Annotated in this window: 17 protein-coding genes and 1 tRNA gene; 7 read left to right on the top strand and 11 right to left on the bottom strand. The window is 58.4% G+C overall.

The genetic code is table 11. The annotated features are described in order from the left end of the window. Nucleotides 1-162: 162 nt before the first annotated feature. From EQV96_RS00255 to EQV96_RS00230, 6 genes are all read right to left on the bottom strand, one after another. Nucleotides 163-1,434: an outer membrane protein transport protein gene (locus EQV96_RS00255; protein WP_095018457.1), complete on the bottom strand. Its 1,272-nt coding sequence runs from the start codon at nucleotides 1,432-1,434 to the stop codon at nucleotides 163-165. 538 nt (nucleotides 1,435-1,972) lie between these two features. Further along, a tRNA-Gly gene (locus EQV96_RS00250) sits at nucleotides 1,973-2,048 on the bottom strand. Nucleotides 2,049-2,111: 63 nt separating this feature from the next. Continuing rightward, the gene (gene pgsA, locus EQV96_RS00245) at nucleotides 2,112-2,669 is read right to left on the bottom strand and encodes a CDP-diacylglycerol--glycerol-3-phosphate 3-phosphatidyltransferase (RefSeq protein WP_016781234.1); all 558 of its coding nucleotides are present in this window, start codon (nucleotides 2,667-2,669) and stop codon (nucleotides 2,112-2,114) included. Nucleotides 2,670-2,701: 32 nt separating this feature from the next. After that, nucleotides 2,702-4,525 carry an excinuclease ABC subunit UvrC gene (gene uvrC, locus EQV96_RS00240; protein ID WP_095000028.1) on the bottom strand — a complete coding sequence of 608 codons (1,824 nt, stop codon included), beginning with the start codon at nucleotides 4,523-4,525 and terminating at the stop codon, nucleotides 2,702-2,704. A gap of 2 nt (nucleotides 4,526-4,527) precedes the next feature. Continuing rightward, nucleotides 4,528-5,166, bottom strand: a complete 639-nt coding sequence (gene uvrY, locus EQV96_RS00235; RefSeq protein WP_095000027.1) for a UvrY/SirA/GacA family response regulator transcription factor — start codon at nucleotides 5,164-5,166, stop codon at nucleotides 4,528-4,530. A gap of 116 nt (nucleotides 5,167-5,282) precedes the next feature. Further along, nucleotides 5,283-5,663, bottom strand: coding sequence for a helix-turn-helix transcriptional regulator (locus EQV96_RS00230; protein ID WP_095000026.1), 381 nt, complete (start codon nucleotides 5,661-5,663; stop codon nucleotides 5,283-5,285). 81 nt (nucleotides 5,664-5,744) lie between these two features. Between EQV96_RS00230 and EQV96_RS00225 the strand changes: the two genes are divergently transcribed. From EQV96_RS00225 to EQV96_RS00195, 7 genes are all read left to right on the top strand, one after another. Beyond that, a complete protein-coding gene (locus EQV96_RS00225) occupies nucleotides 5,745-5,987 on the top strand; it encodes a DNA-binding protein (protein WP_095018455.1) in 243 nt (80 codons plus the stop codon). A gap of 654 nt (nucleotides 5,988-6,641) precedes the next feature. After that, entirely contained in the window at nucleotides 6,642-7,730 is a 1,089-nt protein-coding gene (locus tag EQV96_RS00220) for a 3-deoxy-7-phosphoheptulonate synthase (RefSeq protein WP_095000025.1), read from the top strand. A gap of 109 nt (nucleotides 7,731-7,839) precedes the next feature. Then, complete coding sequence (locus EQV96_RS00215; RefSeq protein ID WP_095000024.1) at nucleotides 7,840-8,721, top strand: triacylglycerol lipase; 882 nt, start codon at nucleotides 7,840-7,842, stop codon at nucleotides 8,719-8,721. A 106-nt stretch (nucleotides 8,722-8,827) separates the two neighbouring features. Further along, nucleotides 8,828-9,109: a peptidylprolyl isomerase gene (locus EQV96_RS00210; protein ID WP_016781241.1), complete on the top strand. Its 282-nt coding sequence runs from the start codon at nucleotides 8,828-8,830 to the stop codon at nucleotides 9,107-9,109. A gap of 123 nt (nucleotides 9,110-9,232) precedes the next feature. Further along, a complete protein-coding gene (locus tag EQV96_RS00205; RefSeq protein WP_186348372.1) occupies nucleotides 9,233-10,003 on the top strand; it encodes a 3-hydroxybutyrate dehydrogenase in 771 nt (256 codons plus the stop codon). 147 nt (nucleotides 10,004-10,150) lie between these two features. Next, a complete protein-coding gene (locus EQV96_RS00200; protein WP_240880994.1) occupies nucleotides 10,151-11,257 on the top strand; it encodes an enoyl-CoA hydratase/isomerase family protein in 1,107 nt (368 codons plus the stop codon). Nucleotides 11,258-11,260: 3 nt separating this feature from the next. Then, a complete protein-coding gene (locus EQV96_RS00195; RefSeq protein ID WP_095000022.1) occupies nucleotides 11,261-12,412 on the top strand; it encodes an acyl-CoA dehydrogenase family protein in 1,152 nt (383 codons plus the stop codon). A gap of 118 nt (nucleotides 12,413-12,530) precedes the next feature. Here the strand turns inward: EQV96_RS00195 and EQV96_RS00190 are convergent, their stop codons facing one another. Genes EQV96_RS00190 through EQV96_RS00170 form a run of 5 tightly spaced genes read right to left on the bottom strand, consistent with a single transcriptional unit; the run spans nucleotide 12,531 to nucleotide 18,103 of the window. Next, complete coding sequence (locus EQV96_RS00190; protein ID WP_095000021.1) at nucleotides 12,531-13,304, bottom strand: enoyl-CoA hydratase; 774 nt, start codon at nucleotides 13,302-13,304, stop codon at nucleotides 12,531-12,533. A 16-nt stretch (nucleotides 13,305-13,320) separates the two neighbouring features. Beyond that, entirely contained in the window at nucleotides 13,321-14,448 is a 1,128-nt protein-coding gene (locus EQV96_RS00185) for an acyl-CoA dehydrogenase (RefSeq protein ID WP_095021148.1), read from the bottom strand. 9 nt (nucleotides 14,449-14,457) lie between these two features. Then, entirely contained in the window at nucleotides 14,458-15,651 is a 1,194-nt protein-coding gene (locus tag EQV96_RS00180; RefSeq protein WP_095018451.1) for an acetyl-CoA C-acyltransferase, read from the bottom strand. Nucleotides 15,652-15,661: 10 nt separating this feature from the next. Beyond that, the gene (locus EQV96_RS00175; protein WP_095021149.1) at nucleotides 15,662-16,429 is read right to left on the bottom strand and encodes an SDR family NAD(P)-dependent oxidoreductase; all 768 of its coding nucleotides are present in this window, start codon (nucleotides 16,427-16,429) and stop codon (nucleotides 15,662-15,664) included. A gap of 15 nt (nucleotides 16,430-16,444) precedes the next feature. After that, nucleotides 16,445-18,103, bottom strand: coding sequence for an AMP-binding protein (locus EQV96_RS00170; RefSeq protein WP_150629024.1), 1,659 nt, complete (start codon nucleotides 18,101-18,103; stop codon nucleotides 16,445-16,447). Nucleotides 18,104-18,271 lie beyond the last annotated feature (168 nt).

Raw genomic sequence — 18,271 nt, 5'->3', positions numbered from 1 at the left:
TAGCGAAACGTCTCTTCAGAGCAGCTGACTGTCACTGCCATAAATTTGATCTGTCGTAGCACGCCCTAGGGTTTGAGCCAGATATGCGCCGCAATAAATGCGAAACATATCTGGCCCTACTCTGCTTCAGATCACTGGAGTGATATTGCGTAAACCCGCAGATCAGAAACGATAGGTGATCGAAGTACCAAAACCGCTCGCGCTGTTTTTGTAGGTAGAGCTGTACGCGCCCTTGGAAGCCGAGCTGTCGTTGACCTTGGTACTGTCTTCCCACAGGTAGGAGTACGCCAGGTCGATCGTCATGTTACTCACCGGCGTCCAGCCAGCGCCGAAGCTGATGGCGGTACGGTCACCGGTGGGGATACGCGGCGAACGGTTGCTGTTGTTGGTCGGCGACTCATCGACTGACAAGCCCGTGCGCAACACCCATTGCGGATTCAACTGATACGCGACGCCAATGGCGTGGGCCCAGGTGTCGTGCCAGTTCTGCTCCTCGGTAATGGTGCTCAACGAGCCGCCAAGACGCGGGCTGACATCACTGTTCTGAGCGGTAATGTCCTTGAGGCGGCTCCAGCGGGTCCAGGTGCTCCCCGCATACAGAGTCCAGTCGTCATTGAGCTGGTGAGTGACCGAGAAGTCCACGGACTCCGGCGTGTCCAGGTCCAGCTTGGCATCGTAGCTCTGGCCGCTGAGGCCCAGCAGGCTGAAGGTACCGCCAGTGACCTTGGTAGTGCCCTTGAGGTTGTAACTGACCTTGGAGTGATACGTCAGGCCCACACGGGTGCTGTCAGTGGCCTGTACCAGGATACCGGCGTTGAAACCGATGGCCGTGTCATCGCCGCTGATCTTCACCTTGCCGTCGTTACTGCCCGGGGTAAGGGCATTTGGCACTTGTGAAGTCAGTTCACCGTCAATGCGGTTGATGGTCGGACCAAACCCGATCGACACCTTGTCATTGAAGGCATAGCTGACCGTAGGCTGGAACGTCATGACTTGAATCTTGCTTTTATTGGCGAAGTAGCGGCCGGCGAAACCACTGCCATAGTCCGTAATCAAACCAAACGGCACATAGAAACCGACACCGAAAGCCCAGTGTTCATCAATCGGCTTGACGTAATAACCCATTGGCACCGCAGTCAACGGCACCATATCGCCGTCTTCCTTGCCGCCAAAGGTACTGCGGGTATGGCTGATATCGGTTTTCGCCACAAGCAAGGCAGCACCTGCACTCACCTGCTCCTGTTTCAGGCGCGCCATGCCCGCAGGGTTGCCGTATACGGTACTGGCATCATCGGCAGAGGACGAGCGGCCGGCGAAGCCAGTGCCCATGCCGCTGATACTTTGTTCATTGATTGCAAGACCGCTGGCAAGTAGCTGAGACGACGCAAGTGCAACGGCAAGACCGAGGGTGGTCTTGAAGAATAGTTTTTTCATTATTAGAGGTCCAGTGATCAACGGGGCGCAAACTACCAATATTCCTGATCCGTTGCCAGAGCCTGTTATATAGAAATCAATTGCCTTGTAGGACAATACAACAAGAGCGCGCCGTTATTCAGCGGGCGAATACCCGCTGATGGGCAGAGCTGATCAACTGATTGATTTCGCTAACATATTAAAGCGCTAAAGATCATTAAACATGATGCACTAAACATGAAATCGCAATCTGCTGTCCGGGAGCTGATGGCGCCGGACTTGAGTGAAGTGGGTCGCTGGCGGGGCAAGTGCGCTTTTCTTGAAAGAGCTGCGAACTTTAAATAAACCCATATTCAACGTCTCAATCAAACAGGCCAGGGAATAGCAAACGGTTGGGCATTTAATAGATCAATACGCTGTGTCGGGCGCACATCATTTTCAGCCCCCGGCTTCAGAAGAGCGATTCAGCATCCCCGAATAAAACGCCAGAAACGAAAAAAGGACCCGAAGGTCCTTTGTTCTGCCCTTGCGAATCCGATTGAATTCACTGGGCCATGTTTGGAGCGGGAAACGAGACTCGAACTCGCGACCCCGACCTTGGCAAGGTCGTGCTCTACCAACTGAGCTATTCCCGCTTGGTGATGCGCATTCTATAGAAATCTAATAACGCGTCAAGCCTTTGTTTTAAAAAGTTTTATTTATTTTACCGAGGTGGTCTTCAGATGCGGCCAGGCAGCCCGCAAATACTGGAGCATCGACCACAGGGTCAGACCGGCAGCTACCAACAGCAACCCGTACCCTACCAATACCCAGAAGCTGAAGTCCGACGGATTGGCCAGCAGTATGACCAGAGCGAGCATTTGCGCTGCGGTTTTCCATTTGCCCATGTTCGAGACCGCTACCTGGGCCCGTGCCCCCAGCTCCGCCATCCACTCGCGCAACGCGGAGATGACGATCTCACGGCCAATAATCACCGCCGCCGGCAAGGTCAGCCACACGTTGTGATGCTCTTGCACCAGCAACACCAAAGCCACAGCCACCATCAACTTGTCGGCCACCGGATCCAGAAAGGCACCAAAAGGCGTGCTCTGCTCCAGCCGGCGGGCCAGGTAGCCGTCAAGCCAGTCGGTCGCCGCCGCAAAGGCGAAGACTGAGCTGGCGGCTGCATAACTCCAGCTGTAAGGCAGGTAAAACAACAAAATGAAGAAAGGAATAAGTAGAACGCGTAGTACGGTGATCAAATTAGGGATATTCATCGGCACAACTGGCTACGAGGTGAGGTGGCATTCTACTCGCTGTGCAGGTTTGCATAAATCAACTCAGCGAGCTTTTTACTGATCCCGGGTGCTTTGGCGATCTCCTCGATGCTTGCACGAGATAGCTCCTGTAAGCCACCAAAATGTTTCAATAAATCTCGGCGGCGGGTCGGCCCTACCCCTGCAATGCCTTCCAGCGTTGAGGTTCGACGGGTTTTTCCGCGTCGCGCCCGATGCCCGGTAATTGCAAAGCGGTGGGCTTCGTCACGGATTTGCTGGATCAGATGCAAGGCCGGCGAGTCACCCTTGAGGGTGAATTCATGGGCCGCATCATTCAGGTAAAGCGTTTCAAAACCAGCCTTGCGCGTCGTACCTTTGGCCACGCCAAGCAAAATCAGGTCGGGTACTGCCAATTCATTCAGCACATCACGGGCCATCGACATCTGCCCCTTGCCACCGTCGACCAGAAGAATGTCCGGCAGTTTGCCCTCTCCCTCCTTGAGTCGACTGAAGCGCCGCATCAGTGCCTGGTGCATGGCCGCATAGTCGTCGCCAGGCGTGACACCTTCAATGTTAAAGCGCCGGTAGTCGGACTTGATCGGCCCCTCGGGGCCAAACACCACGCAGGACGCCACAGTGGCCTCGCCGCTGGAGTGGCTGATGTCATAGCACTCCAGGCGCTGCGGAATCTCGTCGAGTTTCAATACCTGGGCCAAGGCTTCAAAACGCGCCGCCACATGCAGGCGATTGGTCAGGCGGGCCATCAGCGCTTGCTCGGCGTTGGTGACCGCCAACTGCTGCCAGCGCGCCCGGGTGCCACGCACACGATAGCTGATCGCCAGCTCTCGGCCACGCAGCTCGGCGATTGCATCGATAATCGCCCCGAAGCTCTCATGCTCCACGTTGACGATCAACTCGCTGGGCAGGTCGCGCTCGGGGCTGCTGATGTAGTACTGGCCAAGAAAGGCCGCCATGACTTCGGCGACATCTTCCTCAATACCTACCTGAGGGAAAAAATTCTTGCTGCCCAGCACACGCCCGCCGCGCACGTTGATCAGGTGCACACAGGCGCCGCCCGGGTTGACGAAAGCGGCAATCACGTCCACGTCGCCGTTACCGCCCTCCATGCTTTGCTGGTCCTGAACCCGGCGCAGCAAGGAAATCTGGTCACGCACCTCAGCGGCACGCTCGAAGTCCAGCGTGCTGGCAGCCTGTTCCATGGCTGCGTTCAACTCATCGGTCAGGGCACTGCTACGCCCTTCAAGGAACATGATCGAATGGCGTACGTCCTCGGCATATTCCTGCGGGTCAACCAGGCCGACGCAAGGCGCCTTGCAACGCTTGATCTGGTACTGCAAGCAAGGTCGCGTTCTGTTTTTGAAGTAGCTGTCGTCGCACTGACGCACCAGAAAAGTCTTCTGCAGGATACTCAGACTTTCACGGATGGCGCCGGCGCTGGGGTAAGGCCCGAAATACTTGCCTTTCAGTTTTTTGGCACCGCGGTGAATACTCAGCCGCGGGTATTGACCATCCGACAAAAACACATAGGGATAGGACTTGTCGTCGCGCAACAGGATGTTGTACGGCGGACGCCACTCTTTGATAAGCGTCTGCTCAAGCAACAGCGCTTCGGTTTCGTTGGCGGTAATAGTGGTTTCAATTTGCGCAATACGCGCAACCAGTGCAGCCGTCTTGGGCGCCAGGCCGGTTTTGCGAAAATAGCTGGCCAGGCGTTTTTTCAGGTGCTTGGCCTTGCCCACATAGAGAAGCCGCGCATCGCTGTCGAACATGCGATACACGCCGGGTCGACCACTGCAGGTCGAAAGAAATGCACTTGCATCAAACACGTCTGTCATCTCTAACCAGCATCAACCATGCCGTGACGAACGGCCAGCAAGGCCAGCTCAACATCGCTCTTGACCGAGAGCTTCTCGTAAATACGGTAGCGATAGGTGTTTACCGTCTTGGGCGACAAACAAAGCTTGTCAGAAATAACCTGAACCTTCTGACAGCCAACAATCATCAGGGTGATCTGGATTTCGCGCTCGGACAAGGCATCGAAGGGAGAGTCGCTGGCAGGCTGAAAAGATTTGAGCGCCAGTTGCTGTGCCACTTGCGGACTGATATAGCGCTGGCCTGCGAACACCTGGCGAATTGCCTGAACCATTTCAGCCAGACCGGCACCTTTGGTCATGTAACCCGCCGCGCCTGCTTGCAGCAAGCGCGTAGGAAAAGGGTCTTCTTCACACACGGTCACAGCGACAACCTTGATATCCGGGTGGCTGCGCATCATCTTGCGAGTAGCCTCAAGACCACCAATGCCAGGCATTTTGACATCCATCAGGACCACATCCGGCTTCAATTCACGAGCCTTGAGCAACGACTCTTCGCCGGACTCGGCCTGACCGACCACCTGCAGACCTTCGATATCGGCCAGCATTCGTGTGATCCCTGTACGCACAAGATCGTGGTCATCGACCACTAGAACCCGAATCAAGTCGACACCTCGCAAATTGGTCTTGGTTGATTGCCGACACCTTAGCAAAAACTAAAGCACCAACCTATCGACTTGCGTCAACTATCCCTGCCAAAGCATTAAATCCTTTTAAACATTCATTCCTTGACGGGATCTACCTCCTTAGGATCACGGCGTTCCTTTGCCGCTTGAGGTGCCGATAATTCTGCCAGGGTAGTGGTGAGGCGGCGAATGGCGTCCTGATCCTCCTTGTGCAGCACCCTGTAACTGATCAGCACCTTCTCTTCAAGATGACTCAAATTATCGAGCAGGGTCGGGGTTGGACTGCCGGTCAACACGTAAAGCACGTCAACACCCCGGGCAGCAACGCGCGACAAGTAATCTGCCTTGGGTGCGCGGTCACCATTTTCATATTTGCCCTGGGCATTAGCCTCGACACCACCGATTTCGCCAAAAGTTTTTTGCGACAAACCTAGCCGCTCTCGCTCCTGCCGCAAGCGCAAACCAATTCCACTCATTTGGATGTAGGATCCCATTTTAAACACCCACAAGGATGGTATAATCGATAAATATTAAACAACTTTGAACGGTTTTGAACTATGACCGGAATTCGTACCGCTGCACAAGCCAAGGCATGGCTGGAACACCAGGGAAAGTCCGTTCAAGAGTTCGCTCGGGAACATGGCATAGACCCGGCTACCACTTATCAAGTGCTCGCCGGGCGCAAAAAGGGGAAACGTGGTGAAGCCCACAAGGTAGCGGTTCTTCTGGGCATGAAGGACGGGATCATTCCGTCCCAGGGCACGCATCTGACAGAAGCTAAGGATGATGAGTTAGCTTGAGTATGCGCCTAATCGGGCGACAGGCCCGATTTAGTGTTTATACTGGCTCAGAGGCCCGATTACAGGGCTCTGCGCCCTGCCCCGGCATTGCACACGTGCAGGCCAATAGTGATCGTGGGAGTTCCAGATAGTATTTTCTTATTGAATCTGCCCGTTCGCCTCGCGTAAGCTGCAAACCATCAATCGGAGACCACCCATGTTGCATCACGCCACCACCGCCATCTGCATGACCATACGCCAATCGCGTCTGGCTGCTGCTGTGTGCGCGAACAACATGAACTCCACAGCACGATTTTATTTTGGGTATTGGTTTAGCCACTGGCGCGCCTGATACCCACACGGCGCCCACTACTTAGGGGTCGCCTGACAGAGAATTCTCACCCCCGGTCGGCTTCCCGACCGGGGGTTTTGTTTTTTTGGCACCTGACACTTTCTTGAATTGAGGATTTACCCCATGAACTACGCCACTTATTACCGTTTCGACCTTTGCACTGCATGGCGATTTATCAGCCGCCGTTCGGGACAGCCTGCCGCCTCCGAACGGACCCACATTGGTGGCACGCACGTACTTACAGCCAGTCTGGCCAATTGTCGAACACCCCACTAGGGCTGAGCGCGCGGGACAACCCGCCGCCTGCCCAGGAAGCCCGAACCATGAACGCATCCGTATCCGCCCTGCCAACCGTACACGCCGTATCTGCCCCGGTGACGACCCGTCGCCTGCCCACGGCAGCACAACTCAAACAGCAACTGCCCCTCAGCGATGCCCTGCGCGTCCAGATCAGCAGCCAGCGCCAGGCCATTCGCGCCATCCTTGACGGTGAAGATTCCCGTTTACTGGTGGTGGTCGGCCCTTGCTCCATCCACGATCCCGTCGCCGCCCTGGAATACGCCAGCAACCTGGCTGCCCTCGCCCATGATGTGCGCGACGACATGCTGCTGGTAATGCGTGCTTACATTGAAAAACCGCGCACCACCGTGGGCTGGAAAGGCCTGGCCTACGACCCGCACCTGGACGGCAGCGATGACATGGCCCACGGCCTGACCCTTTCGCGCGAATTGATGCTGGAGATGCTGCGCATGGGCCTGCCGGTCGCCACCGAGCTGTTGCAACCCATCGCCGCCGGCTACTTCGACGACTTGCTGGGCTGGGTAGCTATTGGCGCCCGCACCACGGAATCGCAAATCCACCGCGAAATGGCCAGCGGGCTTGATTTGCCGGTGGGCTTCAAGAACGGCACCGACGGCGGCGTGGCCATTGCCTGCGACGCCATGCGTTCCGCCGCCCACAGCCATCGTCACTTCGGCATCGACAGCCAGGGCCACCCGGCAATCGTCGAGACCCGTGGCAATCCCGACACCCATCTGGTGTTGCGCGGCGGCCACAGCGGTCCCAACTACGACCGCGCCAACGTCGCCAAGGCTCGTGCAGGGCTTGAGAAGTCCGCCATCCCGGCCCGCATGATGGTCGATTGCAGCCACGCCAACAGTGGCAAAGACCCGCTGCGCCAGCCGCAAGTCTTCAATGATGTGCTTGAACAACGTCTTGCCGGCGATCACTCGCTGATCGGCATGATGCTCGAAAGCCATCTGTTCGAAGGCTGCCAGTCCCTGGGTGCAAACATGCGCTACGGGGTCTCGGTGACCGATGGCTGCCTGGGCTGGGACGCGACCGAGCAACTGCTGCGTAACGCCGCACATCAGTTGCAAACACAGCGCCACACCGCCAAGGCCATCGCCTGACAGACGCGTTCGGCAAACCGCAGCGCAACCAGGGACAATGCCTACGGTTGCGCGAAGCCGGTATCGACTAAGGTGTTTTTATGGTTCAAAAACACCTGGAAAATAGCCCATGGACGACTCAGCCAATACCAAGTATCCGATATTACTGGTACACGGCCTCTTCGGTTTCGGCCGCATAGGCCCATTCAACTACTTCAAAGGCATCAAGCAAGCGCTCGGCGGATCGGGCGCCCGGGTTTTCGTACCGATCATCTCGGCCGCCAACAACAACGAGACCCGGGGCGAGCAGCTGCTTGAATACATACGCGGGGTTTGCTCGCGCACCGGGGCAACACGGGTCAACCTGATCGGCCACAGCCAGGGTGCCCTGACAGCCCGCTATGCGGCAGCCGTGGCCCCCCTTCTGATCGCCTCCGTCACCTCCGTCAGCGGACCGAATCATGGCTCCGAAGCAGCAGACCGCTTGCGCCAGGCCTTCGTGCCCGGATCGCTCCCCGAAACCGTCGCCGCCGCCCTGACCACCTCGTTTTCCAGTTTCCTGTCCGCGATCACCGGCCATCGGCAATTACCGCAACACGCCCTTGAAGCCCTCAACGCGCTGACCACCGAAGGCGTTGCCGCCTTCAACCTGAAATACCCCCAGGGCCTGCCCGCCACATGGGGCGGCATGGGCCCCGAGCAGGTCAATGACGTTCTTTATTACTCATGGAGCGGCATCATCAAGGGCTCACGGTTGTCGGAGTCGCTAAATCTGCTCGACCCTCTACACAATGCCTGCCGCATCTTTGGCAGTTTCTTTACCCGCGAGAGCAAACAGAACGACGGGCTGGTCGGACGTTTCAGCTCGCATCTGGGCCATGTGATCGGCTCGGACTATGCAATGGACCACTTGGACACCATCAATCACCTGGCCAGAATGAACCGCACACGCATTGACCCTGTCGCCCATTACCTCGATCACGCCAGACGACTAAAGGCAGCGGGAGCATAAGCCCACCGGCAAACCCGCAACGAAATATAGCTAAGCGCACTTTTTGCCGAGAAAAACCCTACTGAATCCGGTAGGCTCGGCACTTTCTTGAAAGGAGTACACCCTCATGGCCAAAGCCACTGCCCGTCATATCCTGGTTGCCACCGAAGACAAGTGCAACGAACTGAAAGCCCAAATCGAAGGCGGCGCTGATTTCGCCGAAGTTGCCAAGGCCAATTCTTCTTGCCCGTCCAGCCGTCAGGGCGGCGATCTGGGCTCTTTCGGCCCGGGCCAAATGGTTAAAGAATTCGACACTGTCGTGTTCAGCGCGCCAATCAACGTGGTGCAAGGCCCGGTTAAAACCCAGTTTGGCTACCACCTGCTGGAAGTCACCAGCCGCCAGGACTGATCCTCTGCGCGCTGCGTGAAGACGGCCCGCCTTTTGGCGGGTCGTTTCGTTTGGGCAACGGCAAATCCCCGTGCTACGTTTCCTCATTCACGAATCCGTCGTGACTCATCCGAGGAATTGATCATGAGCCTTACAGGTAAAACTGCATTGGTTACCGGCTCCACCAGCGGCATCGGCCTGGGTATCGCATTGAGCCTGGCCAAGGCCGGAGCCAACCTGATCCTCAACGGTTTTGGCGATCCGGCCAAAGTGATTGCCGAAGTCGAACAGTTCGGCGTCAGGGTAGGTCACCACCCCGCAGATGTCAGCGACCCGGCGCAGATCGCCGACATGATCGATTATGCCGAACGCGAATTCGGCGGCATCGACATCCTGGTCAACAATGCAGGCATTCAGCATGTAGCCAGCGTCGAAGAGTTCCCGGTAGAGCGCTGGGATTCGATCATCGCCATTAACCTGTCCAGCGTGTTCCACAGCACCCGCCTCACCCTGCCCGGCATGCGCAAGCGCGGCTGGGGGCGCATCGTCAATATTGCCTCGGTTCATGGCCTGGTGGGCTCGGTCGGCAAGGCCGCCTATGTCGCCGCCAAGCACGGGGTAATCGGCCTGAGCAAAGTGGTGGGCCTGGAAACCGCCACCAGCAATATCACCTGCAACGCCATTTGCCCGGGCTGGGTGCTGACGCCGCTGGTGCAAAAACAGATTGATCAGCGCATCAGCCAGGGCATTGACCCCTATCAGGCGCAGCACGACCTGTTGGCCGAAAAACAACCTTCGCTGGAATTCGTCACCCCGCCGCAACTGGGCGAGCTGGTGCTGTTTTTATGCAGTGAGGCTGGCAGTCAGGTACGGGGCGCGGCATGGAATGTCGATGGTGGCTGGCTGGCGCAATAAGATCGCGCATTGCTGCACGCCCAATATGCAAAAATGCACAGCAACCCTGCACTTATCAGGGTTGTAATGGGCAAATTTGCACTGTTAGCATCGGTTATCGTTCACCCGTGAACCCCCTTAAAAATAATATAAAGCAGGGAGTTAGTGATGACTGCTCAGGTTTCCTCCTCACCGACACCGGATATCGCGCAGCTGCAAAGCACCGTTCTGGCCGAGGTCCGCAACCATATTGGCCACCTGACCCTGAACCGCCCAGGCGGACTCAATGCCATCAATCTTGAAATGGTCCGCAGCCTCCAGCAGCAACTCGATGCCTGGGTCGAAGACCCGCAAGTCAAGGCCGTGGTACTGCGTGGCGCGGGCGAAAAAGCCTTCTGCGCGGGCGGAGATATACGCTCGCTGTACGACAGCTATCAAAACAACGACACCCTGCATACCCTGTTCTTTGAAGAGGAATATGCCCTCGACCTGACCCTGCACCGCTACCCCAAACCCGTTGTGGCCTTGATGGACGGCTTCGTTCTCGGCGGCGGCATGGGCCTGGTGCAAGGCGCGGATCTGCGCCTGGTTACCGAGCGCAGCAAATTGGCGATGCCGGAAGTGGGCATCGGTTATTTTCCTGACGTTGGCGGTAGCTACTTCCTGACCCGAACGCCAGGTCAGTTGGGCACTTACCTGGGCGTCAGCGGGGTCCAAATCCGCGCTGCCGATGCCTTGTACTGCGGGCTTGCTGACGGCTATCTGGAAAGCACCGCACTGCCTGAACTGGACAAGGGCCTCGACAGCCTCAACTGGCAAAAATCCCCTATCGATGACCTGACCGCGCTGGTAGCCCGATTCGCCGTAACCGTATTGCCCGACCCACCGCTGGCCAGGTTGCGCCCGCTGATTGACAGCGTTTTCGCCCAGGTCGACATGCCACGGATTATCGCTCATCTGCGCGCTGTCATAGCCCCGGAAACTCGCGACTGGGCCAATGAAACCGCCGACTTGTTGCAAACCCGCTCGCCGCTGGCGATGGCCGTGACCCTAGAAATGCTGCGCCGTGGCCGAGCGCTGCCCCTTGAGCAATGCTTCGCCCTGGAACTGCACCTGGATCGCCAGTGGTTTGATCGCGGCGACCTGATGGAAGGCGTGCGTGCATTGATTATCGACAAGGACAAGAAACCGCAGTGGAACTCGCCCAGCCTGGATGCACTGGATCCAGCCCATGTCGCCAGTTTCTTCACCGCATTCAACGCCAAGGGAGCCTGAGCCATGCAAGACATCGAACTGAGCGAAGAACAAGTGATGATCCGCGACATGGCTCGCGACTTTGCCCGGCGTGAAATCGCCCCCCATGCCCAGGCCTGGGAAAAAGCCGGCTGGATCGACGACGCGCTGGTGGCCAAGCTTGGCGAACTGGGGTTGCTGGGCATGGTGGTGCCGGAGGAATGGGGCGGCACCTATGTCGACTACGTCGCCTACGCCCTGGCCGTGGAAGAAATCTCAGCGGGCGATGCCGCTACCGGCGCCCTGATGAGCATCCACAATTCGGTGGGCTGCGGGCCGATACTGAAATACGGCAGCGAGGCACAAAAACAGACCTGGCTGGCGGAGCTGGCCAGCGGCCAGACCATCGCCTGCTTCTGTCTGACCGAACCCCAGGCCGGCTCCGAAGCCCATAACCTGCGCACCCGCGCCGAGTTGCGTGACGGTCAATGGGTGATTACCGGTGCCAAGCAGTTTGTCAGCAATGGCAAGCGCGCCAAACTGGCCATTGTCTTTGCGGTAACCGACCCTGATCTGGGCAAAAAAGGCATTTCGGCGTTTTTGGTACCCACCGCCACCCCCGGTTTTATTGTCGACCGCACCGAACACAAAATGGGCATCCGCGCCTCGGACACCTGCGCGGTAACCCTCAACAGCTGCAGCGTGCCTGAAGCCAATATGCTCGGCGAGCGCGGCAAGGGGCTGGCCATTGCCCTGGCCAACCTGGAAGGCGGGCGAATCGGCATTGGCGCCCAGGCATTGGGCATCGCCCGTGCGGCCTTCGAGGCAGCACTGGGTTACGCCCGTGACCGGGTGCAATTTGACAAGGCGATCATTGAGCACCAGAGCGTGGCCAATATGCTCGCCGACATGCAGACCCGCATCAATGCGGCACGCCTGCTGATCCTGCATGCGGCGCGCCTGCGCAGCGCGGGCAAGCCCTGTCTGTCAGAAGCTTCGCAAGCCAAACTGTTTGCTTCGGAAATGGCCGAGTATGTGTGTTCCAAAGCCATCCAGATCCACGGTGGCTATGGCTACCTTGAAGACTATCCGGTGGAGCGCTACTACCGCGATGCGCGGATTACCCAGATTTATGAAGGGTCGAGCGAGATTCAGCGCATGGTGATTGCGCGGGAGCTGAAGAATTACCTGCTTTAGAAACTGGCTCAAAACCAGTGGGAGCGGGCTTGCTCGCGATGCAGGCGGCTCGGTGCTTCTCACACACCGAGTTGAGGCTATCGCGAGCAAGCCCGCTCCCACATAGAGGCATGTGCAGTTATTGGTTCTTGAACTGCGCCTCGCGTTTTTCAACAAACGCCGCCATGCCTTCTTTCTGATCCTGTGTGGCGAACAAGGCGTGGAATACCCGACGCTCGAAACGCACACCTTCAGCCAGGTTCACCTCAAAGGCACGGTTGACGCATTCCTTGGTCTGCATCAGCACCGGCAGGGACTTTTTGGCAATGGTGGCCGCTACCTTCAGCGCTTCGTCGAGCAATTCATCCACCGGCACCACACGGGCCACCAACCCCGAACGTTCCGCCTCTTCTGCGCCTATCAAACGCCCACTCAGGCACATTTCCATGGCCTTGGCCTTGCCCACCGCACGGGTAAGGCGCTGTGTGCCGCCCATGCCCGGCAACACCCCCAGGTTGATTTCAGGCTGGCCGAATTTGGCGTTGTCCCCGGCCAGAATAAAGTCACACATCATTGCCAGTTCACAACCGCCACCCAGGGCAAAACCCGCGACTGCAGCAATAATCGGCTTGCGCCTGGCCGCCACACGGTCGCTGTCGGAAAACAGGTCATCAAGATAAATTTGCGGGTAGCTCAGGTCGGCCATCTCCTTGATGTCCGCACCGGCAGCAAAGGATTTCTTCGAGCCGGTGATAACGATACAGCCAATCCCGTTATCAGCTTCCAGCCTGTCCAGCGCGTGGTTTACTTCGCGGATCAATTGCGCATTCAGAGCATTCAGCGCCTGGGGGCGGTTCAGGGTAATCAGGCCCACTTGCCCATGGATGTCCAACAGAATGGTTTCGTAGCTCATCGCTAATGTCCTCGATTCAAAGATTGCGCGAAATGACCATGCGCTGAATATCACTGGTGCCTTCATAGATCTGGCACACCCGCACATCGCGGTAGATCCGTTCCAGCGGGAAGTCGCTCAAATAGCCATAACCGCCCAGGGTTTGCAACGCCTTGGAGCACACGCGCTCGGCCATTTCCGATGCAAACAGCTTGGCTTGCGAGGCCTCGACCAGCGCCGATTGCCCACTGTCACGCAGTGCCGCAGCGTAATGGACCATCTGCCGGGCGACGGCGATTTCCGTCGACATATCGGCCAGGCGAAACGCCACCGCCTGATGTTCCACCAGGGGCTGGCCAAAGGTCACGCGTTCGCGGGCATAGTCGCGGGCCGCTTCAAAGGCTGCACGGGCCATGCCTACGGCTTGTGCGGCAATACCGATGCGCCCGCCTTCCAGGTTGCCCAGGGCAATCTTGTAGCCTTGCCCCTCTTCGCCCAGGCGGTTGGCCACCGGTATCTTCAGGTCAGTAAACAGAATCTGGCAGGTGTCCGATGCATGCTGCCCCAGTTTGTCTTCAACCCGGGCCACGCTGTAACCCGGAGTATCCGTGGGTACGATAAACGCGGTAATGCCACGCTTGCCCGCCGCCGGGTCCGTCACCGCAAACACGATCACCACTCCGGCGTTTTGCCCTGAGGTAATGAACTGCTTGCAGCCATTGAGAATGTAATGATCGCCTTCGCGGCGGGCTCGGGTTTTCAGGTCACTGGCATCGGAGCCGGCCTGCGGCTCGGTGAGGGCAAACGCGCCGAGCATTTCACCGCTGGCCAGGGGGATCAGAAATTGCTGTTTTTGCGCCTCGCTGCCGTATTTGAGAATCGGCACGCAACCCACCGAGTTATGCACGCTCATGATCGTGGAGCACGAGCCGTCACCGGCGGCGACTTCTTCAAGGGCCATGGCATACGCCTGATAACCCGTGTCACAACCGCCCCACTCCTCGGGCACCAGCATGCCGAAAAAACCCAATTGAGCCATCTCGGCAATTGCCTCACGAGGAAACCGATGCTGCTTGTCCCACTCGGCGGCAAAGGGCTTCAGGCGCTCTTGGGCAAACTCTCGGGCTGCTTCGCGTATTTGTAATTGTTCGGGTGTAGGCAGCATACAAAATCCTTAATACAGACATTCCACGGCAATGGCCGTGGCTTCACCGCCGCCGATGCAGATGGCGGCAACACCGCGTGTAGCCTTTTGCTGGCGCAATGCCGAGAGCAAAGTCACCAGTATTCGCGCACCCGAAGCCCCAATCGGATGCCCCAGGGCACAGGCGCCGCCGTAGATATTGACCTTGCTGTGGGGGATATCCAGCTCGGTCATGGTTACCAGGCTGACCACAGCGAACGCTTCGTTGATTTCAAACAGATCGACCTGGTTCAGATCCCAGCCAGTGCTGCTCATCAGGCGCTTGATTGCCCCCACCGGTGCAGTCGGAAACAACCCCGGCTCATCGGCAAAGGCGGCGTGGCCGTGGATAACCGCCAACGGCTTGAGGCCACGTCTTTGCGCTTCGCTGCGACGCATCAGTACCAGCGCCGCCGCACCGTCGGAAATCGAGCTGGAGTTGGCCGCCGTCACCGTACCGCCCTCGCGGAACGCCGGTTTCAGGGTTGGAATTTTTGCCAGATTGGCCTTGGGCGGCTGCTCGTCATCACTGATCAGGCGCTGCTCTTTACCCACGGTCACCTGCACCGGGACGATCTCGCTGCTAAAACTGCCGTCCTTGATGGCCTGCTGCGCACGGGTCAGGGAGGCCACGGCAAAGGCATCCTGAGCTTCACGGGTAAAACCGTGATTCTGGGCGCAGTCTTCGGCAAAAGTCCCCATCAGACGGCCACGGTCATAGGCGTCTTCCAGGCCGTCAAGGAACATGTGATCCAGCACCCGGCCATGGCCCATGCGGTAACCGCTGCGGGCGCGATCAAGCAGGTACGGCGCATTGGACATGCTCTCCATGCCCCCTGCCACCACCACATCGGCACTGCCGGCCAGCAGCCTGTCGTGCCCAAGAATGGCCGCTTCCATGCCCGAGCCGCACATCTTGTTCAGTGTGGTGCAACGGGTACCCTTGTCCAGCCCGGCCCCCAGGGCGGCCTGACGGGCAGGTGCCTGGCCGATGCCTGCCGACAGCACACAGCCAAACAACACTTCTTGCACACCATCGGCAGCAACACCCGCGCGTTCAACCGCTGCACGGATCGCCGCAGCGCCCAGTTGCGGCGCGGTCAGGCCCTTGAAGTCCCCCTGAAAGCCGCCCATGGGCGTACGCGCAGCACTTACGATTACAACCGGATCATTGCTGATTGTCATATCTCACCTCTTATTTCGCGGCCATGCGCAAGGCACCGTCGAGTCGGATCACCTCACCATTGAGCATGCTGTTTTCAATAATGTGACGCACCAGCGAGGCGTACTCGTCAGGCTTGCCCAAGCGTGGTGGAAATGGCACACCGGCGGCCAGCGATGCACGCACTTCAGGCGTCATGCCAGCCATCATCGGGGTTTCAAAAATACCCGGGGCGATGGTCATTACCCGAATGCCGAAGCGTGCCAGTTCACGGGCTGCAGGCAAGGTCAGGCTGGCAATCGCGCCCTTGGATGCTGCATAAGCTGCCTGACCGATCTGACCGTCGAATGCCGCGACCGAAGCCGTGTTGATGATCACCCCGCGCTCGCCCTCGGCATCGGCAGTGGTTTCGGCAATCGCCGCTGCAGCCAGACGCAACATGTTGAAGCTGCCAATCAGGTTGACGTTGATCACCTGGCTGAATGAGTCCAGCCCATGGGGGCCGTTTTTACCGAGGATCTTTTCACCGCGCACAATGCCGGCACAGTTGACCAGCCCGTTGACCGCGCCAAAGGCGGCCACTGTAGCGGCCACGGCCGCCTGGGCGGCATCTGCCTGGCTGATGTCCGCCACAGCGCTGCGCGCCTGCTCGCCCAACGCCAGGGCCTGGGCGGCCACTGCTTCGGCGTTCAGGTCCACCAGCATCACTTTGGCACCTGCCTTGACCAGCATGTGCGCCGTGGCGGCACCCAGCCCCGATGCACCACCGGTGACGATAAAAACCTTGTTTTCGATTTGCATGATGATTCCTGAAAGTTAGACGCTGGCGCTTGCGGCCAGCTCAGCCTTGGCGATTTCCTGATTGCGCAAAATAAAGCGCTGCAACTTGCCGCTGGGTGTTTTCGGCAATTCGCTGACAAATTCGATTTCACGGGGGTAAGCGTGGGCAGCCAGCCGTTGACGCACGTGCAGGCGCAGGGTTTCAGCCAGTTGTGCATCCCCCAGATACTGAGGGTTCAACACCACAAAGGCTTTGACCAGCTCGGTGCGTTCACGGTCCGGCTTGCCCACCACGGCGGCCTCTACCACCGCCGGGTGTTCGATCAGGGCGCTTTCCACATCAAAAGGCCCGACGCGGTAACCGGACGTGGTAATCACGTCGTCGCTGCGCCCGACAAAACTGATGCTGCCGTCCGGGTTCAGCTCCACGGTATCGCCACTCAGGTAATAGTTGCCGACAAAAGCCTTGGTCTTGAAGCCTTCGTAGCCACCAAACCAGCACATCGGCGACTGGCTGCGATCAACCGCCAGAATCCCTGGCTGGCCAACGGGCAGCTCCTGATGATTGTCATCGAGCACCACGATGCGGTGGCCCGGCGAGGCAAAACCGGCGGCGCCCATATGCACCGGATGATCGAGCCCGTGATGGTTGCACAGCACCATGCCGACTTCGGTCTGGCCATAGTGGTCGTGGATGGTGACGTTGAGTTCATCGGCAAACCAGCGGATGACTTCGGGGTTGAGCGGCTCCCCGGCACTGCTGACCACGCGCAACTGGCCCTTGATCTTGCTGGCGAAGGCGTCACCGGCCGCAATCAACAGGCGATAGGCGGTGGGCGAACCGGTCAGGTTGGTAATACCGTATTTCCTGATGACCCGGCAGGTACTTTCGACCGTGAACGGGCCGTCGTACAGGGTGATCGGGTGGCCCATCGACAGTGGCCCGGTGATGCCGAAATAAATGCCATAGGCCCAGCCCGGATCTGCCAGGTTCCAGAACGAATCCTCGGGGCGCAGCCCCACTGCATCACGGGTGTAGCTCTGGAATGCAACGATGGCCTTGAGCGGTACCAGCAGCGGCTTGGCCGGGCCGGTAGTGCCCGAGGTAAACATCAGCAGGAACGGATCTTCACCGCTCAGCATCACCGGCTCGCAGTTAGCCGGGTAGTTGTCCAGCTCTGCCCAGAAACTGAAGTCGCCACGTACCAGACCCTGCCCCTTGGCTCCTGCCACGGTGACAATGGCCGGACAGTCATTGACCTCGTCCAACTTGACGCGGTTGACCGCATCGGTGACCACCAGCACGGCCCCCGAGCTGTTAAGCCGGTGTTCAATGGCCTTTGGCCCGAATGCAGTGAACAGGGGCTGGTAGATGGCACCAATGCGCCAGGCGGCGAATGCGACGATCAACAACTCGACATTGCGTGGCAGCAAACCTGCCACCTTGTCGCCCTGCTTGACACCCTGGGCGAGGAGAAAATTGGCAAAGCGCGCGGCCTGCTCCTGCAACTGAGTGAAGGTATAAGTCGCGCTGCTGGCATCGCGCCCCTCCCAGAACAACGCAATGCGGCCCGGCAAGGCATGACGGTCGCAGCACTCGACACAGGCATTGATCGCTGCCAGATGGCCATCCAGCGCACCGGCTACCGTGCGTTGGTAGTCAAAATCAGTCATCGAACTCAGATAGTCGCGCATCAGCAGAATCCCTCGGTCTTTATTTTTAGGATGGGAACCGTGAAAAATCCTGCTGATAATCGCCCTGCGAAGGCTCTGCAACAATGGTCAAAACACTCAAGCTGGGTGACTGCTTTGGCCAATGCCTACGAGCTTCTTGCGCTGATGAGAACCGCATGGCATTCAGCC

This window comes from Pseudomonas sp. TMW22080, assembly GCF_022496745.1.
In the GTDB taxonomy this organism is placed as follows: Bacteria; Pseudomonadota; Gammaproteobacteria; order Pseudomonadales; family Pseudomonadaceae; genus Aquipseudomonas; species Aquipseudomonas bubulae.
Note: the sequence above shows the minus strand (reverse complement) of the source record. Positions and strands in the feature narration are given on the sequence as shown.

Coding starts and splice junctions, on each gene's coding strand:
- EQV96_RS00255 (WP_095018457.1), bottom strand. CDS start 1,434: ATGAAAAAACTATTCTTCAAGACCACCCTCGGTCTTGCCGTTGCACTT.
- pgsA (WP_016781234.1), bottom strand. CDS start 2,669: ATGAATATCCCTAATTTGATCACCGTACTACGCGTTCTACTTATTCCT.
- uvrC (WP_095000028.1), bottom strand. CDS start 4,525: ATGACAGACGTGTTTGATGCAAGTGCATTTCTTTCGACCTGCAGTGGT.
- EQV96_RS00230 (WP_095000026.1), bottom strand. CDS start 5,663: ATGAGTGGAATTGGTTTGCGCTTGCGGCAGGAGCGAGAGCGGCTAGGT.
- EQV96_RS00225 (WP_095018455.1), top strand. CDS start 5,745: ATGACCGGAATTCGTACCGCTGCACAAGCCAAGGCATGGCTGGAACAC.
- EQV96_RS00220 (WP_095000025.1), top strand. CDS start 6,642: ATGAACGCATCCGTATCCGCCCTGCCAACCGTACACGCCGTATCTGCC.
- EQV96_RS00215 (WP_095000024.1), top strand. CDS start 7,840: ATGGACGACTCAGCCAATACCAAGTATCCGATATTACTGGTACACGGC.
- EQV96_RS00210 (WP_016781241.1), top strand. CDS start 8,828: ATGGCCAAAGCCACTGCCCGTCATATCCTGGTTGCCACCGAAGACAAG.
- EQV96_RS00205 (WP_186348372.1), top strand. CDS start 9,233: ATGAGCCTTACAGGTAAAACTGCATTGGTTACCGGCTCCACCAGCGGC.
- EQV96_RS00200 (WP_240880994.1), top strand. CDS start 10,151: ATGACTGCTCAGGTTTCCTCCTCACCGACACCGGATATCGCGCAGCTG.
- EQV96_RS00195 (WP_095000022.1), top strand. CDS start 11,261: ATGCAAGACATCGAACTGAGCGAAGAACAAGTGATGATCCGCGACATG.
- EQV96_RS00190 (WP_095000021.1), bottom strand. CDS start 13,304: ATGAGCTACGAAACCATTCTGTTGGACATCCATGGGCAAGTGGGCCTG.
- EQV96_RS00185 (WP_095021148.1), bottom strand. CDS start 14,448: ATGCTGCCTACACCCGAACAATTACAAATACGCGAAGCAGCCCGAGAG.
- EQV96_RS00180 (WP_095018451.1), bottom strand. CDS start 15,651: ATGACAATCAGCAATGATCCGGTTGTAATCGTAAGTGCTGCGCGTACG.
- EQV96_RS00175 (WP_095021149.1), bottom strand. CDS start 16,429: ATGCAAATCGAAAACAAGGTTTTTATCGTCACCGGTGGTGCATCGGGG.
- EQV96_RS00170 (WP_150629024.1), bottom strand. CDS start 18,103: ATGCGCGACTATCTGAGTTCGATGACTGATTTTGACTACCAACGCACG.